8 protein-coding genes are annotated in these 16,093 nt (G+C 73.3%); 5 read left to right on the plus strand and 3 right to left on the minus strand.

The window, feature by feature from the left end:
* The first annotated feature begins 3 nt into the window (after nt 1-3).
* The 3 genes from ACKUB9_RS28550 to ACKUB9_RS28560 all read left to right on the plus strand — a co-directional run bounded on the left by ACKUB9_RS28550 (nt 4) and on the right by ACKUB9_RS28560 (nt 9,407).
* Nucleotides 4-189 (plus strand): Lrp/AsnC ligand binding domain-containing protein, encoded by a 186-nt coding sequence (locus ACKUB9_RS28550; protein WP_410825970.1) that lies wholly within the window; start codon nt 4-6, stop codon nt 187-189.
* Between the two features lie 404 nt (nt 190-593).
* Nucleotides 594-8,039 carry an SDR family NAD(P)-dependent oxidoreductase gene (locus tag ACKUB9_RS28555; RefSeq protein ID WP_407529993.1) on the plus strand — a complete coding sequence of 2,482 codons (7,446 nt, stop codon included), beginning with the start codon at nt 594-596 and terminating at the stop codon, nt 8,037-8,039.
* Nucleotides 8,040-9,407, plus strand: coding sequence for an aminotransferase class I/II-fold pyridoxal phosphate-dependent enzyme (locus ACKUB9_RS28560; RefSeq protein ID WP_407529994.1), 1,368 nt, complete (start codon nt 8,040-8,042; stop codon nt 9,405-9,407). It abuts the gene before it with no gap.
* Between the two features lie 13 nt (nt 9,408-9,420).
* On the opposite strand, the gene ACKUB9_RS28565 is transcribed toward ACKUB9_RS28560, so the two are convergent.
* Entirely contained in the window at nt 9,421-10,269 is an 849-nt protein-coding gene (locus ACKUB9_RS28565; RefSeq protein WP_407529996.1) for a formyltransferase family protein, read from the minus strand.
* 8 nt (nt 10,270-10,277) lie between these two features.
* Entirely contained in the window at nt 10,278-11,045 is a 768-nt protein-coding gene (locus ACKUB9_RS28570) for an SDR family NAD(P)-dependent oxidoreductase (protein WP_407529998.1), read from the minus strand.
* Between the two features lie 150 nt (nt 11,046-11,195).
* On the opposite strand from ACKUB9_RS28570, the gene ACKUB9_RS28575 reads away from it, so the two are divergent.
* Both ACKUB9_RS28575 and ACKUB9_RS28580 read left to right on the plus strand, forming a co-directional pair.
* Nucleotides 11,196-13,178, plus strand: a complete 1,983-nt coding sequence (locus ACKUB9_RS28575; RefSeq protein ID WP_407530000.1) for a capsule polysaccharide biogenesis protein — start codon at nt 11,196-11,198, stop codon at nt 13,176-13,178.
* A gap of 248 nt (nt 13,179-13,426) precedes the next feature.
* Nucleotides 13,427-14,584, plus strand: coding sequence for a YncE family protein (locus ACKUB9_RS28580; protein ID WP_407530004.1), 1,158 nt, complete (start codon nt 13,427-13,429; stop codon nt 14,582-14,584).
* Between the two features lie 63 nt (nt 14,585-14,647).
* Here ACKUB9_RS28580 and ACKUB9_RS28585 read toward each other — a convergent pair whose 3' ends face one another.
* Nucleotides 14,648-15,997 (minus strand): capsule polysaccharide biogenesis protein, encoded by a 1,350-nt coding sequence (locus tag ACKUB9_RS28585; protein ID WP_407530006.1) that lies wholly within the window; start codon nt 15,995-15,997, stop codon nt 14,648-14,650.
* Nucleotides 15,998-16,093 lie beyond the last annotated feature (96 nt).

Raw genomic sequence — 16,093 nt, forward strand, 5'->3', positions numbered from 1 at the left:
GGCGTGGCGAGCGCGCTCGCCGACCGGGAAATCGCCTCCGAGATCTACTCGACGGCCGGGCATTACGACGTGCTGGCGAAGTTTCACGTGGAGGACGGGGTCGATATCGGCCACTTCGTCGCCGAGAACGTTCAGACGATCCCCGATATTCAGGACACCCGTACCATCATCACCTTCAAGGCCTTCTGACTTTCCGTCGCGCCGGCCCCGGCGCTGGACTCGGCCGGCGGCCGGCCTGAACTGTCAAGGTTAACTTCCCGCCATTCACGGTCTGCCGTATTGCGACCCGAATTGCAGGCTTATTAGCGTTCCAGACAACTGAGGGTCGCGATCGGGCCTCGACGACTTCGTGACCTCGCCCGTGCTCGTCCCGGTGCAGGCCACAATGGCGCCGAGAAGAGCAATGTGCTGCCTTTTGCGACATGAAGTTGACTGAGGATGATCGGCAACACCTGTAGCCTCTCAGTGCGAGTTGAGCGGCCTTCGACCAGCCCCAGGGTTGGACTCAGGTAGTGCCTCATACTATGGGTTGCCATGTCTGCCCGGGGCCGGAAACCCCGTCCTCTGGTCTTCAGCGAGCGTGCGAAGCGAACGTGAGACATCGTCCTGACATCGCGATCATCGGTCGGGCTTGCCGACTCCCGGGTGCCACCGGCATCGACGGTCTCTGGCAGCTCCTCAGCGAAGGGCGCTGCGCGGTTTCCCGCGTGCCGGAGGACCGCTGGTCCCAGGAGCGTCTCGGCCATCCCCGGGCTCAGGAGCGTGGCAAGAGCTACACCTGGGCGGCGGGCGTGCTCGACGACATCTGGTCGTTCGATCCCACGGTGTTCGGCATCTCGCCGCGCGAGGCGGAGCAGATGGATCCCCAGCAGCGCCTGCTGCTGGAGCTGACCTGGGAAGCGTTCGAGGATGCGGGCCTGCGCCCCTCGGCGGTGGCGGGCAGCGAGATCGGTGTCTTCGTCGGCGCCTCGTCCCTCGATTACGGCAACCTGCGCGTGCTCGACGCGGCCTCGGGCGACGCCTACGCGGCGACCGGCAACACGCTGTCGATCCTGTCGAACCGCATCTCCTACATCTTCGACCTGAAGGGTCCGAGCTTCACCCTCGACACGGCCTGCTCGTCCTCGCTGGTCGCCCTCGACGCGGCCGTGGCGGCGCTCGCCTCCGGGCGCATCGACACGGCGCTGGTGGCGGGCGTCAACCTGCTGGCGAGCCCGTTCAACTTCATCTCCTTCTCCAACGCGTCGATGCTCTCGCGCACCGGCCTATGCCGCGCCTTCTCGGCGCAGGCGGACGGCTACGTGCGCTCCGAGGGCGGCGTCGTGCTCGTGCTGCAATCCGCCGAGGCGGCGGCGCGCGCGGGCGCGGCGGTGCGCAGCGTGATCGCCGCCTCGAAGGTCAATTCCGACGGGCGCACCACCGGCATCTCCCTGCCCTCCGGCTACGCGCAGGGCGTGCTGCTCGAAGAGATCTACCGCGAGGCGGGGATCGCCCCGGACGCGCTGGCCTTCGTGGAGGCCCACGGCACCGGCACGCCGGTCGGCGATCCGATCGAGGCCGGCGCCATCGGCGGCAGGCTCGGCCGCGCCCGGCAGGCGCCGCTGCCGATCGGCTCGATCAAGACCAATATCGGCCATACCGAGCCGGTCTCGGGGCTGGCGGGCCTGCTCAAGGCGAGCCTCGCGCTGGAGCACGACCTCCTGCCGCCCTCGCTCCACTGCGACGCCCTCAACCCGGCGATCCGCTTCGACGAGCTGAACCTCGCGGTGAACACCGCCGCACGGCCCCTCCCCCGCACCAGGGCCGAGCGCTTCGCGGGCGTCAACTCGTTCGGCTTCGGCGGCACCAACGCCCACGTGGTCCTCACCGATCCCAAGGTCCTCACCGATCCCAAGCCCGCCGTCCCGGCCCGGGCGACCGCCCCGGCCGCGGCGCCCGAGGTGCTGCTCGTCTCGGCCCAGACCCGCGCGGCCCTCAACGAACTCGCCGAGGCCTATGCCGACCGCCTCGCGGCGGAGCCGGCCGAGGCCGGGCGCATCGCGGCGGCGGCGGCTCATCGCCGCGACCGGCTGCCCGTGCGCGTCGCCGTGCCGCTCGGCGAGGCCGCCGACATGGCCGCGACCCTGCGCGCCGTCGCGGCCGAGGAGGAGGCCCCCGGCGCCACGCTCGGCACCGCGGTCGAGCGCGCCGGCGCGGTCGCCTTCGTGTATTCGGGCAACGGCAGCCAGTGGGCCGGCATGGGCCAGGAGGCCTATGCGGAGAGCGCCGTCTTCCGCGAGCGGTTCGACCGGGTCGACGCCCTGTTCCGGCCGCTGGCCGGCTGGTCGCTCAAGGAGGCCCTGTTCGCCGAGGATCTGGACGAGCGCCTCGCGCTCACCAGCGTGTCGCAGCCGCTGATCTTCGCGATCCAGAGCGCCTCGACGGCGGCCCTGCGGGCCGTGGGCGTCAAGCCCGACGTGATCCTCGGCCACTCGGTCGGCGAGATCGCGGCGGCCGAGGGCGCCGGGATCCTCAGCCTCGATCAGGCCGTGAAGGTCATCTTCCACCGCTCGAAGCATCAGGAGATGACCCGGGGGCTCGGCACCATGGCGGTGCTGCTCGCGCCGGTGGAGGAGGTGCAGGCCTTCCTGGTCGAGTATCCCGACCTCGACATCGCGGCCCTCAACAGCCCCAAGGCCGTGACGGTGGCCGGGCCCGTGGCCTCGATCGATGCCGCCATGAAGGCGCTGGCGCGCAAGCGCCGCCGCGGGCGCAAGCTCGACCTCGACTACGCCTTCCACGGCCGCCTGATGGACCCCACCGAGGGGCCGCTCCTGCGCGACCTCAAGGGCCTCGCGCCCGCCGCCGGCACGGTGGCGCTCGCCTCGACGGTGACGGGCGACGTCCTCGACGGCACGCAGTTCGGCGCCGGCTACTGGTGGCGCAACATCCGCGAGCCCGTGCGCTTCAGCGAGGCGGTCCAGGCCGCGGCCAAGCGCGGCGTCCGCGTCTTCGTCGAGGTCGGCCCGCGGCCGACCCTCCTGCCCCATATCGGCGACTGCCTGGAGCCGCTCGGGATCGATGCCGCCACGGTCGGCGTCCTCAACAAGAAGCCGGTGGGCGGCGATCCCTTCCTGCGGGCGTTCGCCTCCGCCCTCGTGCAGGGCGCGGCGGTCGACGAGGCCGTGGCCTTCGGACAGGACCCGCAGGGCGCGGTCGCGCTGCCCACCTACGCCTGGCAGCGCCGTCCCTTCCGGCTGGCCGAGACCACCGAGGTCGCGGCCGCGGTCGGCCCCCGGGCCTACCATCCGCTGATCGGCTCGCGGCTTTTCGCCAGCGGGCTCGAATGGCAGTCCCACATCGACATCGCGACCCTGCCCGACCTCGACGACCACCGCATCGAGGGGCAGGCGATCCTGCCCGGCGCGGCCTTCGTCGAGATGGCGCTCGCGGTGGCGCGCGAGCACCTGGGCAGCGAGTCCGTCACCCTGGCGGATGTCGAGATCCAGCAGCCGATGGTCTTCGCCGAGGAGGGCCTGCGCGAGGTGATGTCCCGCTTCGCGCCGGGCGCCAACCTCGTCCAGATCCTGTCGCGTCCGCGCCTGAGCCAGGCGCCCTGGCAGCTCCACGCCGTCGCCAAGGTGGTGGAGGGCGACGCGCCGGTGCCGCCGCGGACCGATGCGGCCGTGCCCGACGAATCCGCCGTGACCGGCGAAGAACTCTACCGCCGCGCGGTCGCCTCCGGCCTCGGCTTCGGCCCGAGCTTCCGGCAGGTCGCCCGCAGCGCGCGCCTCGACGAGGCGACGATCGTCTCGGAGCTGCTGCCCGCCGAGCCGAACGCCCGCTACGGCCTCGTGCCGGCGCGCCTCGATTCCTGCTTCCACGGCCTGATCCTGCTCTTCGCCGATCTCCTCGGCGAGAATGCCGGCAAGGCCTACGTGCCGGTGCGGTTCGGCGAGGTGCGCCTGCTGCGGCCCGGCGCCGTCATCGCCCGGGCGGTTATCCGCACGCGCCGCTGCAACGAGCGCAGCATCCTGGCCGACTTCACCCTGGTGGACGAGGCCGGCGAGGTGATCGCCACCCTGCGCGAGGGCCGCTTCCAGGCGCTGCGCGCCAAGGGCGGCGGGGAGCTCGACGCCTACCTCATCACGCAATCGACCGAACTCGCCACCGAGCCGACCGCGATCCCGCTGGAGCCGCAGCCCGCGGTCGCGGCTGTCATCCGGCGGCAGGCCGGCGGCGTGACGGTGCAGGGCGAGGCCGCGCTCTCGGCCGGCCACATGCTGCTCGAAGGCTGGGCGACCTCGCTTGCCTACCGCCTGGTGCGCGGGCTCGCCCGCGGCGGCGTGCTCGACCTCGCGGCGCTGCCCCGCGTGCCGGCCGACCTCCGGCCGTGGTTCGTCAACCAGATCCTGGCCCTCGAAGGCAGCGGCCTCGCCGAAAGCCTCGGCGATGCGCGCTGGCGCCTGCGCACCGACGTCACCCTGCCGGATCCCGACGAGATCATGCGCTGGATCGCGGCGGACCATCCCGACCTCTCGGCCGAGCTGCTGCTCTGCGCCGAACTCGGGGCGGTGGTGGCCCGCATCCTCGACGGCACGCTGGAGCGGGCGCCCGCCCTGCCGCAGGCGGCGCTGGACGCCTTCGCGCTGCGGGGCGCCACGGTGCGCGCCTCGGCCGCGACCCTGATGAACCTGATCGAGCGCAGCGCCCCCGCGCTGCCGCGCGACCGGGCGCTGCGCCTGCTCCAGGTCGGCTTCGGGCCGCTCTCGGCCCAGGTCGCGGCCTTCGCGCAGGGCGCCGAGGCACGGCTCACGGTGTTCGAGGCCGACCGCCGCCTCGCCGAGCGCGCCCGCCTCGCCCTGCCGTCCGGGGTCACGGTGGTGGAGGATCCCGCGAGCCTCGTGCCCGCGAGCGTCGACGCCGTGCTGGCGAGCGACGTCCTGCACCGCAGCGACCGCGACCTGCTCGGGCGGCTGGCGGCGAGCCTCGCCACCGGGGGCCTGTTCGCGGCGATCGAGCCGGCGGCCTCGCTGTTCCGCGACCTCGTGTTCGGCCTCAACCCCGGCTGGTTCGAGGGCGAGGCCGACCTGCCAGTCGGGCGCCTCGACGACGTGGCGGGCTGGCAGCGCACGCTGTCGGCGGCCGGGCTCGTCAAGGTGGCGGCGGACCGCGCCGCGACCCAGACCGGCAGCGACCTCCTGCTGCTCGCCGAGGCGCCGCCGCGGCCCAAGCCCGCTCCGGGCCAGACCTTCGCCTTCGTGATCGGCTCGGAGGACGATTTCGCGGCCGAGACCGCCTCCTCGCTGGCGACGCTGCTCGTCGCGAGCGGCGTCCACGTCTCGATCATCCTCGATTCGGAAGCCTCCCTGCGGGAGCTGGAGCGCGAGACCCCCGACACGGTGGTCTACCTCGCGGGGGCCTTCGCGCGCCGCGGCGAGCCGGCCGAGCGCCTGCGGGACCGCTGCCTCAACCTCAAGCGCTGCGTCGAGCATCTCGGCACGCGCCCGACCCGCCTCTGGGTGGTCTGCCCCGGCGCCACCCGCGACCGCGGCGGGCAGGGCTGCAGCATCGAGGCCGGCGTGTGGGCCTTCACCCGCACGCTCGCCAACGAGGTGTCGAGCCTCGACGTGCGCCGCGTCGACCTCTCCTCGGCCCTCACGTCGAAGCGCACGGCCGAGCGGCTGCGCGACCTGATCCTGTCGGGCACGCCCGAGACCGAGATCGTCATCGACGACGACCGCACCCGGGTGGTGCGCTTCGCGCCGGGCTCGGCGGGCCTGCGCTCGGCCCGCGAGGCGGGCCCCGCCCCGGCGGCGCGGCTGGAGCGCAGCGTGGCGGGCGGCCTCAACGAGATGCGCTGGGGACCGGCCGAGCGCGCCGCCCCCGGCCCCGGCCAGGTGGAGATCGCGGTCGAGGCCACCGGCCTCAACTTCCGCGACGTGCTCTGGGCGCTCTCGATGCTGCCCGAGGAGATCCTGGAGGACGGGTTCGCGGGTCCGCGGCTCGGCCTCGAATGCTCCGGCCGGGTCGCGGCGGTCGGCCCCGGCGTGACCGCGGTCAAGCCCGGCGACGCGGTGGTGGCCTTCGCCCAGTCGGGCTTCGCCACCCACGTGATCGTGCCCGAGACCGTGGTGGCGCCCGCCCCGCAGGGCGTGAGCCTGGAGGCGGCGGCGACCACGCCGGTCGCCTTCCTCACGGCCCATTACGGGCTCGTGACGCTCGCCAACCTCAAGGCGGGCGAGTGGGTGCTGGTGCACGGCGGCGCGGGCGGCGTCGGTCTCGCGGCGCTGCAGATCGCCCTCCTGCGCGGGGCGCGCGTCATCGCCACGGCGGGCTCGAACGAGAAGCGCGCCCTCGTGAAGGCGCTCGGGGCCGAGCACGTGCTCGATTCCCGCTCGCTCGCCTTCGTGGACGACGTGCGCCGCATCACCGGCGAGGGCGTCGACGTGGTGCTCAACAGCCTCTCGGGCGAGGCGATGGAGCGCAGCCTCAACGCGCTCAAGCCGTTCGGCCGCTTCGTCGAACTCGGCAAGCGCGACTACGTGGCCAACACCCACATCGGCCTGCGCCCGTTCCGCCGCAACCTGTCCTACTTCGGCGTCGACCTCGACCAACTGCTGCAGTTCCGCCCCGAGGAGGGCCAGCGCCTGTTCCGCGAGGTGATGGGGCTCTTCTCGGACGGGTCGCTGAAGCCGCTGCCCTACCAGCCCTTCGCGGCCGAGGAGGTCTCGGACGCGTTCCGGCTGATGCAGCAATCCGGCCACGTGGGGAAGATCGTCATCGCCCCGCCGAAGGCCGGCACGGTGCCGGCCGAGACCCGCAAGCCCTTCGTGGTGGCGCCCGACCGCAGCCACCTGATCACCGGGGGACTCGGCGGCTTCGGCATCGAGGCGGCGCGCTGGCTGGCCGACCGGGGCGCCCGGCACCTCGTCCTCGTCGGCCGCAAGGCGCCGTCGAGCGAGGAGGCGCTGTCGACCCTGGCCGACCTCGCCGCCCGCGGCGTCTCCGTGCGGGTGAAGTCCTGCGACATCACCGACCGGGATGCGGTGGCGCGTCTCCTCGACGAGGTCGAGGCCGGGGGGCCGAAGCTCGCGGGCCTGATCCACGGCGCGATGGTGCTGCAGGACGGCCTGATCGCCAACCTCGACGCGGCGGCCCTCGACGCGGTGCTCGCGCCCAAGGTCGCGGGCGCGATCCACCTCGACGCGCTCACCCGCACGCGGTCCCTCGACTACTTCGTGGTCTTCTCCTCGGCCACGACCTTCATCGGCAACCCGGGCCAGGGCGCCTACGTGGCGGCCAACGGCTTCATGGAGGGCCTCGCCCGCCAGCGCCGCCGGCTCGGCCTGCCGGCGATGGCGGTGGCCTGGGGCGCGATCGGCGACGTGGGCGTGCTCGCGCGCAACCGCGCCGTGATGGAAGCCCTGTCCGAGCGGGTCGGCGTCACGCCGGTCGATGCGCGCAAGTCCCTCGACCTGATGGCCGAGGCGCTGGGCGTGCAGGGAGCCGCGCCGGACGACGCGGTGGTGGCCATCGCGGCGATGCACTGGGGCAAGGCGCGCGAGCGCCTCGCCACCCTGCGCGCCCCGAGCTACGCCGGCCTCGGCTCCGACCAGCAGGCGGAGGCCGGCGGCGTCACGGCGATCAGCATCTCGTCCCTGATGCGCAGCCTCGACGTGGACGAGGTGCGCAAGGTGGTGGCGGACGCGATCGTCGAGGATGTCGCCCGCATCCTGCGCCTGCCCAAGGACGACGTCAGCCGGGTGCGGCAGCTCTCGGAGATCGGCCTCGACTCGCTCATGGGCGTCGAACTCGGCGCCAGCCTGCAGGAGCGCTTCGGCCTCGAAGCGCCGCCCGCGGGCGCGTCGAGCGGGCAGACCGTCAACGAACTGGCCGACACCCTCATCCAGTCGGTGGCGGCCCCGGTGGACGAGGGCGCGGCGGCGGTGCTGAGCCTCGCCCAGCGCCATACCGGCGAGAGCCTGGACGCGAGTCAGCTCGATCCGCTCCACGCGCTGGTCGAGGAGAAGAGCCGCGAGATCAAGGTGATCCTGTAGATGAGCGCACCCAAACCCTCCGGCGGCCGCGAGGCACTGGCCGGCTTCGTCTCCGCCCGTCTCGGCAAGGCGCCGGCCCGTCCGGCGCCCGCGCGGCCCGCGGCGAAGCCCACCGCCCTCGTGCCGGCGCAGGAATTCGAGTCGCTGCCCGGCTACAAGGAGCTGAAGCTCCAGCGCTCCGCCGCCGAGCTGATCGGGCTCGGCAACCCGTTCTTCCGGATGCACGACGCCAAGGCGGGCGCCACCACCCGGATCGACGGCGAGACGCTGATCAACTTCTCGTCCTACGACTATCTCGGCCTCAACGGGCATCCGGAGGTGAGCGCCGCCGCCCAGGAGGCGATCGTCGCCTACGGCACCTCGGCCTCGGCGAGCCGGATCGTGGCGGGCGAGCGGCCGGGCCACGTGGCGCTGGAGCGCGCGCTCGCCGCCCACTACGAGACCGAAGCCTGCATCGTGATGGTGAGCGGACACGCCACCAACGTGGCGACGATCGCGGCGCTGATGGAGGCGGGGGACGTGATCTATCACGACGCCCTGATCCACAACAGCGTGGTCACGGGCGCCCAGCTCTCGGGCGCACAGCGCCGCAGTTTCGCCCACAACGACCTCGGCGCCCTCGAATCCCTGCTGCACGCCACGCGTCACGAGCACCGCCGGGCGCTCATCGTGATCGAAGGCCTCTACAGCATGGACGGGGACGCCCCCGACCTCGCCGGTTTCGTCGCCCTCAAGGAGCGCTACGGCTGCTGGCTGATGGTGGACGACGCCCACGGCCTCGGCGTGCTCGGGCGCGAGGGGCACGGCCTGCACGAGCAGTGCGGCGTCGACCCGCGCTCGGTCGACATCTGGATGGGCACGCTGTCCAAGACCCTCTCGGCCTGCGGCGGCTACGTCGCGGGCTGCGCGGCCCTGGTCGAGTACCTGAAGTGCACGGCGGGCGGCTTCGTCTACTCGGTGGGCATGTCCCCGCCGCTGGCGGCGGCCGCCACGGCGGCGCTCGCCGTGATGCGCCGCGAGCCCGAGCGGGTCGAGCGGCTGCGCCGCAACGGCCACCTGTTCGTCGCCGAGGCCCGCGCCCGCGGCCTCGACACCGGATTCAGCCTCGGCCTCGCCGTGGTGCCGGTAATCATCGGCGACTCGCTGCGGGCCGTGACCCTCTCCGACCGGCTGTTCAAGCGCGGCATCAACGTGCAGCCGATCATCCACCCGGCGGTGCCCGAGCGGTCCTCACGCCTGCGCTTCTTCATGACCTCCGAGCACACGGCGGAGCAGATCCGCACCACCGTGGCGGCGCTCGCCGAGGAGGTGGAGGAGCTGAACCGCGGCGGCTCGCTGGTCGAGCGGCTGATGGCGCGGCGCAGCTGAGCGGCCAAGTCGCTCAGCCCCGCAGCGACAGGCTCAGCGCCTCCGAGAGATCCCGCGCATCGACGAGGCGGCGTCCGCGCCGCTTCAGGGCGGTGAGCTGCGCCCGGGTCGGGAAGCCGCAATAGGGCTCGCGCGCGAGCGGCCGGCCCTCCGGCAGGCGCCCCTCCGCCCGCACCCGCGCGACCACGCCCTCGACCAGCGGGCGCCCCGCCTCGTGCAGCAGCATGGCCGCCCGCGTCGCCGTCACGTCGGCCGGCAGCGCCACCGCCTCCTGCGCCAGGAGGGCGCCGGTGTCGATCTCCGGATCGAGCCGGTGCACGCTCACCCCGAAGGCGGGCGTCTCGTCGAGGAGCGCGTGCAGGGTCGGCACCGGCCCGCGGTGGCGCGGCAGCAGCGAGGGGTGGAGGTTGAGGCCCCCGACCGGCACCGCCGCGAGCGTCGCGGCGTCGAAGATCTGATCGAAATGATAGGAGAGGATCAGGTCGGCACGGTGCCGGGCGAGGAGCGCCCGCGTCTGCGGGCCGTTGACGTCCGCGATGGTGGCGTGCGGCAGGCCGAGGCGGTCGCACAGGGTCGCGAGCGGCGTCGCCTCCGGCACGTCCCGGGTGCCCGCGAGGCGCTGCGTCGCCGGGGCGAGCCCCCGGGCGAGGTCGGGCAGGCCGAAATTCACCGCGAGATAGGGCAGGAAGCCCGGCCCCGAGCGCGCGAGGTGGCGGCGCACCTGTCCGACCAGCCCGCCGGTGCTCGGCCGCTCCGCGTCGGACAGCCCCACGAAGGCGATCTCGTGCGCGTGGTCGGCCACGAAGCGGCGCACCGCGCGGGCGTTGGGCAGGGCTTCGAGGGCGAACAGGGCGATCCGCATGCCGCCCGCTACCGGCTCTCGCGGATCTTGAAGCTGAAGCCCCGCATGCCGAGGCGGCGCAGGCCCTCGGGGAGCAGCGCGGCGCCCCGGGCCGCCGCCGCGAGCGCGGCCGGGAAGGCGACCACCGCCTCGTCGCGGGCCAGGCCCTTGGCGATGCGCCGGGCCGCCGCCTCCGCGCTCATCTCCAGCGGGCGCCAGCCCTGGTAGTTGCCGCCCATCGCGGTCTTCACGTAGCCGGGACAGACCACGTTGACGCGCACCCCCCGCGGCGCGAGTTTCTCGCGTAGCGCCAGTCCGTGGGCGAGCAGCGCCGCCTTGGTGCCGCTGTAGGCCGGGGCGTCCGGCAGGGGCGCGATGGCGGCGAGCGAGGAGATCAGCCCCACCTGGCCCCGCCCCGCCGCCTGCATCAGGCTCAGGGACGGCAAGGCCACGTTGAGCGCGCCGAGGAGGTTCGTCTCCACCACCGCGAAGGCGGTCGCCTCCGCTTCGATGCCGCCCTCCGCGTGGCCCCCGTTCATGCCCGCATTGGCGATGACGAGGTCGAGTCCCCGCCCCGCGGCCGCCTCCTCGATCCAGGCCCGCACCCCTGCCCGGTCGCGCACGTCGAGGGCGCGCGCCATCACGGCGGCGCCCCGGCGGCGGCAGCTCTCCGCCACCGCCTCCAGGCGCTCGGGGCCGCGGGCGTTGAGCGCCAGGGTGGTGCCGGGCGCCGCGTAGTGCTCCGCCAGGGCGGCGCCGATCCCGCTCGACGCGCCGGTGATCAGGATGACGGGCATGCGGCGGGGCTCCTCTGCGCGGGCGGGACGCCGCGCGCCCCTATAGCCGTCCGGCGCACCCGCCGGAAGCGTCCATGCTTGACGCCGCCGAGGCGATGTGGAACGGCCCCTCACCCGCGCCGCGTGGCCGGCGGCGTACGCGAGCGACGGATGGAAGGCGGCAAGCTCAAGCGGTTGTGGCCCCGGACGGTCTCCGAGGACGAGGTGCCGAATCCGCGCCGCTCCCGGCGACTGGGCAGCGATCCCACCTCCCGGCGCGTGCGCCTCACCGACCGGTGGGACGACGGCTTCCTGCGCATCCCGGGCGCCCCGGCCGCGCGCGGCCTCAGCTACATCGTCGACGGGCTCGGCATCTACTACGACGCCACCGCGCCGAGCGAACTCGAGATCATGCTCGAAGAGGGCGGCTGGGAGACCGAGGAGATCCTGGCCCGGGCGGAGAAGGCCTGCGCGGCGCTGCGCCGGCTCGACCTCAGTCTCGACAACGATCCCCGGCGCCTCCCCTTCGCGCAGGCCCTGGAGCGGGCCGGGGCCGGGTCGGCTGCGGCCGGCCGGGTCGTCATCGTCGATCAGGCCCGGGGCGACCCCACGGTCGGCTTCGGGCTCGCCGGCCCGGCGAGCTTTTCCGCCATGCTGAACGCCGCGGCGGCCGAGCATCCGCGGGCCGAGCGCGTGGTGGTGATGGATCCCGCCGCGCCCCTCGGGGCGACGGGCCACCTCACGGCGGCCGACGCGGCGCGGAGCGGGGCGCGGTTCGTGGCCGATCCGGTCGGCGCGTGGTCGCTGGTGGAGGGCTGCGACCGGCTCTACACGGTGACGAGCCATGTCGGCTTCGAGGCCGCGCTCGCCGGACGGTCGGTCGCCTGTCTCGGGATGCCGTTCTACGCCGGCTGGGGCTTCACCGACGACCGCCTCCACCTCGCGCGCCGCTCGCGCCGCCGCCGGCCCGACGAGGTCTTCGCCGCCGCCTACCTCGTCTGCTCGCGCTACTTCGACCCCTACGGCGGCGAGGCCTGCCGGCTGGAGGACGCCCTCGACACCCTGGCGCTCGTCACCGCGCGCCGGCGCGAGAATGCCGCCCGCACCCTCTGCCTCGGCTTCTCGTCGTGGAAGCGGCGCTGGGTGATCGAGACCCTGTCCTCCCCCGGCAACAAGCCCGCGATCCCCCGCGCCAAGGACCGGGTGGAGGCCGCCGACCTCGACGGCATCGACCGGGTGGTCGCCTGGGCGAGCCGTGCGCCCGAGGGCACGGAGGAGGCCTGCCGGGCCGCGGGGGTGCCGCTCCTGCGCATGGAGGACGGGTTCCTGCGCTCGATCGGGCTCGGGGTGGCGCTCCGCCCCGGCGCCTCGCACGTCCTCGACGCGACCGGCGTCTACTACGATCCCACTGCGCCGAGCGACCTCGAGACCCTGCTGGAGACCGCCACCTTCGAGCCCGCCCTGCTCGCCCGGGCCGCCCGGCTGCGCGAGGCGATCGTGAAGGCCCGGGTCAGCAAGTACAATGTCGGCGGGGCGCCGGTGCCGCCGATGCCGCGGCCCGGCCCGGTGGTGCTGGTGGCCGGCCAGGTCGAGAACGACGCCTCGATCCGTCTCGGCACGGTGGGCGTGCGCACCAATGCCGGCCTGCTGCGCCTCGCGCGCGAGCGGCATCCGGACGCCGTCATCGCCTTCAAGCCCCACCCCGACGTCGAGGCGGGCCTGCGCCCGGGCTGGGTGCCGCCGGAGGAACTGAAGGCGCATGCCGACGTGGTCCTGCGCGACGTCTCGGCGGCCGACGCCATCGACGCCGCCGACCGGATCGAGACCCTGACCTCGCTGATCGGCTTCGAGGCCCTGCTGCGCGGCAAGCCCGTGACCACGCACGGCCTGCCCTTCTACGCCGGCTGGGGGCTGACCGAGAGCCCGCCCTGCCCGCGCCGCACCCGGCGGCTCTCGCTCGACGAGCTGGTGGCGGGCACGCTCATCGCCTATCCGCGCTACGTCGACCCGCGCACCGGCCTGCCCTGCCCGCCCGAGGTGCTGGTGCGTCGCCTCGGCGAGGGCGACCCGGCGCTGAACCGCCGGGAACTCACCGCCGAGGCGGTGATGAAGCAGGTCTGGTCGACGATCTGGCGCCGGCTGCTGCGGCGCTGATCCGGCCCGGCCCCGCACCGGTCGTCGAAACCTTACGGAAGGCGTCGGTCAACAAGCGAGGCGGTGGTCTGCCGATGCGATCTCGTCTAGAGCAAGATCCGATCGCGTTGCAATCGGATCTTGCTCTAGGTTTTTGATTTTGCCGCATTTTCTACGACGAACCGGTATCCACTTCGTCGGAAAATGCTCTAGGATCGCCCCGTCGGGTGCGGCGATGAACGACCGCGCCCTGCCGGGAGGATGTGACGATGCGAATGCGTCTGCAGGCGGCTGCGGCCGTGGCGGCCACGACCCTGTTCGCCCTGCCGCTCAGGGCCGAGATCGCCGTCTCGGCCAATGACGGCCACACGGTCCTGACGGATGCCGGCGTGCCGGCCGCCGCGTCGGGGCCGGCCGAGGACAGCGTCACGGTCCTCGACCTCTCCACCAATCCGCCGAAGGTGCTCGGCGAGGTGAAGGCGCCTGCCAGCGTGGTCGGGCCGCCGCAATCCGTGGCCATCGCCCCCGACGAGAGCCTCGCCCTCGTCACCAGCGCTAACCGCCTCGATCCGAACGATCGCGGCAAGCTGGTGCCGGACGACCGCCTCAGCGTGATCGACCTCACGAGCACGCCCCCGCGCGTCGCGGCGACGCTGCAGGCCGGCAAGGGTGCGGCGGGCGTCTCGATCGACCGCACGGGCAAGCTGGCGCTGGTGGCCAACCGGGCGGAGGGCACGCTCTCGGTCTTCACGATCAACGGGCGCGAGGTCACGCCGGCCGGCAAGGTCGACCTCGGCAACGAGAAGGCCGGGCCGAGCCACGTGGTCTTCACCCGCGACGGCCGGGAGGCCCTGGTGACGCGGGACGGCGACAGCAAGGTCTCGGTGCTCACCGTCGACGGCAGCAAGGTGACGTATGCCAAGCGGGATCTCACGGCGGGCGTGCGCCCCTACGGGATCGACATCACGCCCAACGGCGATCTCGCGCTCGTGGCCAATGTGGGAACGTCGAGCGGCGACCACGACACCGTCAGCGTGATCGACCTGCGGGCCAAGCCCTCGCGCGTCGTCAACACCGTGACGGTCGGGCCGACGCCGGAGAGCATCACCATCTCGCCGGACGGGCGCCACGCGGCCGTGGTGGTCGAGAACGGCAGCAACCTCGCCAAGACCTCGCCGTTCTTCAGCGACAAGGGCCTGTTGCGCGTCTACGCGCTCTCGGGCACGGATCTGCAGAAGGTGGCCGAGGCGCCCATCGGCCGCTGGTGCCAGGGCGCGGTCTGGACCAAGGACGGCCGCGGCGTGCTCGTGCAATGCATGATGGACCGCCGGATCGAGCGCTTCCGCCTGGACGGCAACGCGCTCGCGCCGCAGGAGCCGGTGGCGCTCAGCGCCGGCGGCGCGGGCTTCCGCACGCGCCAGCCCTGAGAAGCTGTCCGTCGCCGGGCCACGGTCCGGCGACGCACACCTCCGGGGGACGGGCGCCGTCGCTCAGGCGTTCTGCATCGCCTCGATGGCGCCCAGCGCCGGCTGGGCCTCGGGCGCCTCGCGGCGGCGGGCGGCGCGGGAGCGCACGTCGAGCCACGCGTCGTTGGCGAGATCGAGGCGGGCCGCGGCGGCCTCCACGGCGGCGGCGAGGCCCTCGGGCGCGTAGTACACGCCGCGGATCTGGATGTTGGCGACCACCGCCTTGACGAAGGCGTTCCAGAGGTCCTGCCGGGGCGGCTGCGCCTCGGTCCAGAACCGGTCGAGGGGACCCTGGTAGGTCAGGCCGTCCACGTCGTAGACGGCAGCCCCGAGGGTCATGATCGGCTTGCCGGCCCGCATCGCCCACATGCCGACCGTGCTGTTGACCGTGACCACGCCCTGCGAGCCCTCCAGCATCGTGGCGAGGTTGCCGCCGTCCACGTAGTCGACGCGGTCGGCGACGTTCCACTTCTGCGCCGAGCGGCGCACGATCCGCCGCCAGTTGCGGATGTTCGGGTCGAGCGGGTGGATCTTGACGAGGAGGCGCGATCCCGCCGGCGCGTGGGCCGCGAAGGAGCGCAGGACCGTGTGGATCGGCGTCTTGAGGTCGAAGAACGGCGAGTAGGCGCGCAGCTGGAAGTCGTTCTCCATCTGCAGCGGCATGACGTAGTAGGGCGTGCCGGCCTCGCGCAGCGACTGGACCAGCGCGTCCCCCCGCGGTCCCGTGCGCCGCGCCGTCAGCATGTGCAGCCCGGTGCCGAGGTAGACCAGGGCCGGGTGGTGCACTTGGTGCGAGCGGTAGCCGGGATAGAGCCACCAGAGCCAGTTGCTCATCAGGTGGTAGGCCATGTCCCAGACGACCTGGGTCAGGAAGCTGTCCCGGTAGCGCGGCGCGAGGTCCGGCTCGGGCGCGTTGCGGGCCAGTTCGAGGACGGCCTCCGGGTCGCGGGGGAAGCAGGAATCCCCCGACATGCCGTCGCGCTCGAAGGTGATCCAGTCCGGCCGCAGGTAGCCGAAATCCGTCACCGTGACGTTCAGGTCCCGGGCCTTGGCCGCCGCGATGGCGACCTTGTGGTAGAAGCGCTGCTCGCCGAGCACCACGAGGTCGGTCACGCCCTCGCGGTCGATCAGGTCGGCGATGAAGGCCGGCCATTTCTCGCGCGAGCCGCGGAAGTTGATCCCGCCGGCCCGGCGCCAGAAGAGCCAATCCCCGAAGCACAGGTTCACGCGCAGGCAGCGGTGTCCGCGGGCTTCGAGCGCACCGGCGATGTCGGCGAAGAACGGCGAGATGGGACCCTGCAGGAAGAGGAAGACCTGGCGGCTGGTCCGGCCCGGGGAGACGGCGCCGGCGTGTCTCGCTGGATCATCTCTCACGGGCACACCTCGGAACTGGTTACGGGCGACGGACGGTGGACCCCGGCGTCGGGCCGGAGGGTTGCGGACCGGCCGCCCCGGGGCAATGGCAGGAAT

It is taken from the genome of Methylobacterium oryzisoli (assembly GCF_046557895.1).
GTDB classification, from domain to species: domain Bacteria; phylum Pseudomonadota; class Alphaproteobacteria; order Rhizobiales; family Beijerinckiaceae; genus Methylobacterium; species Methylobacterium oryzisoli.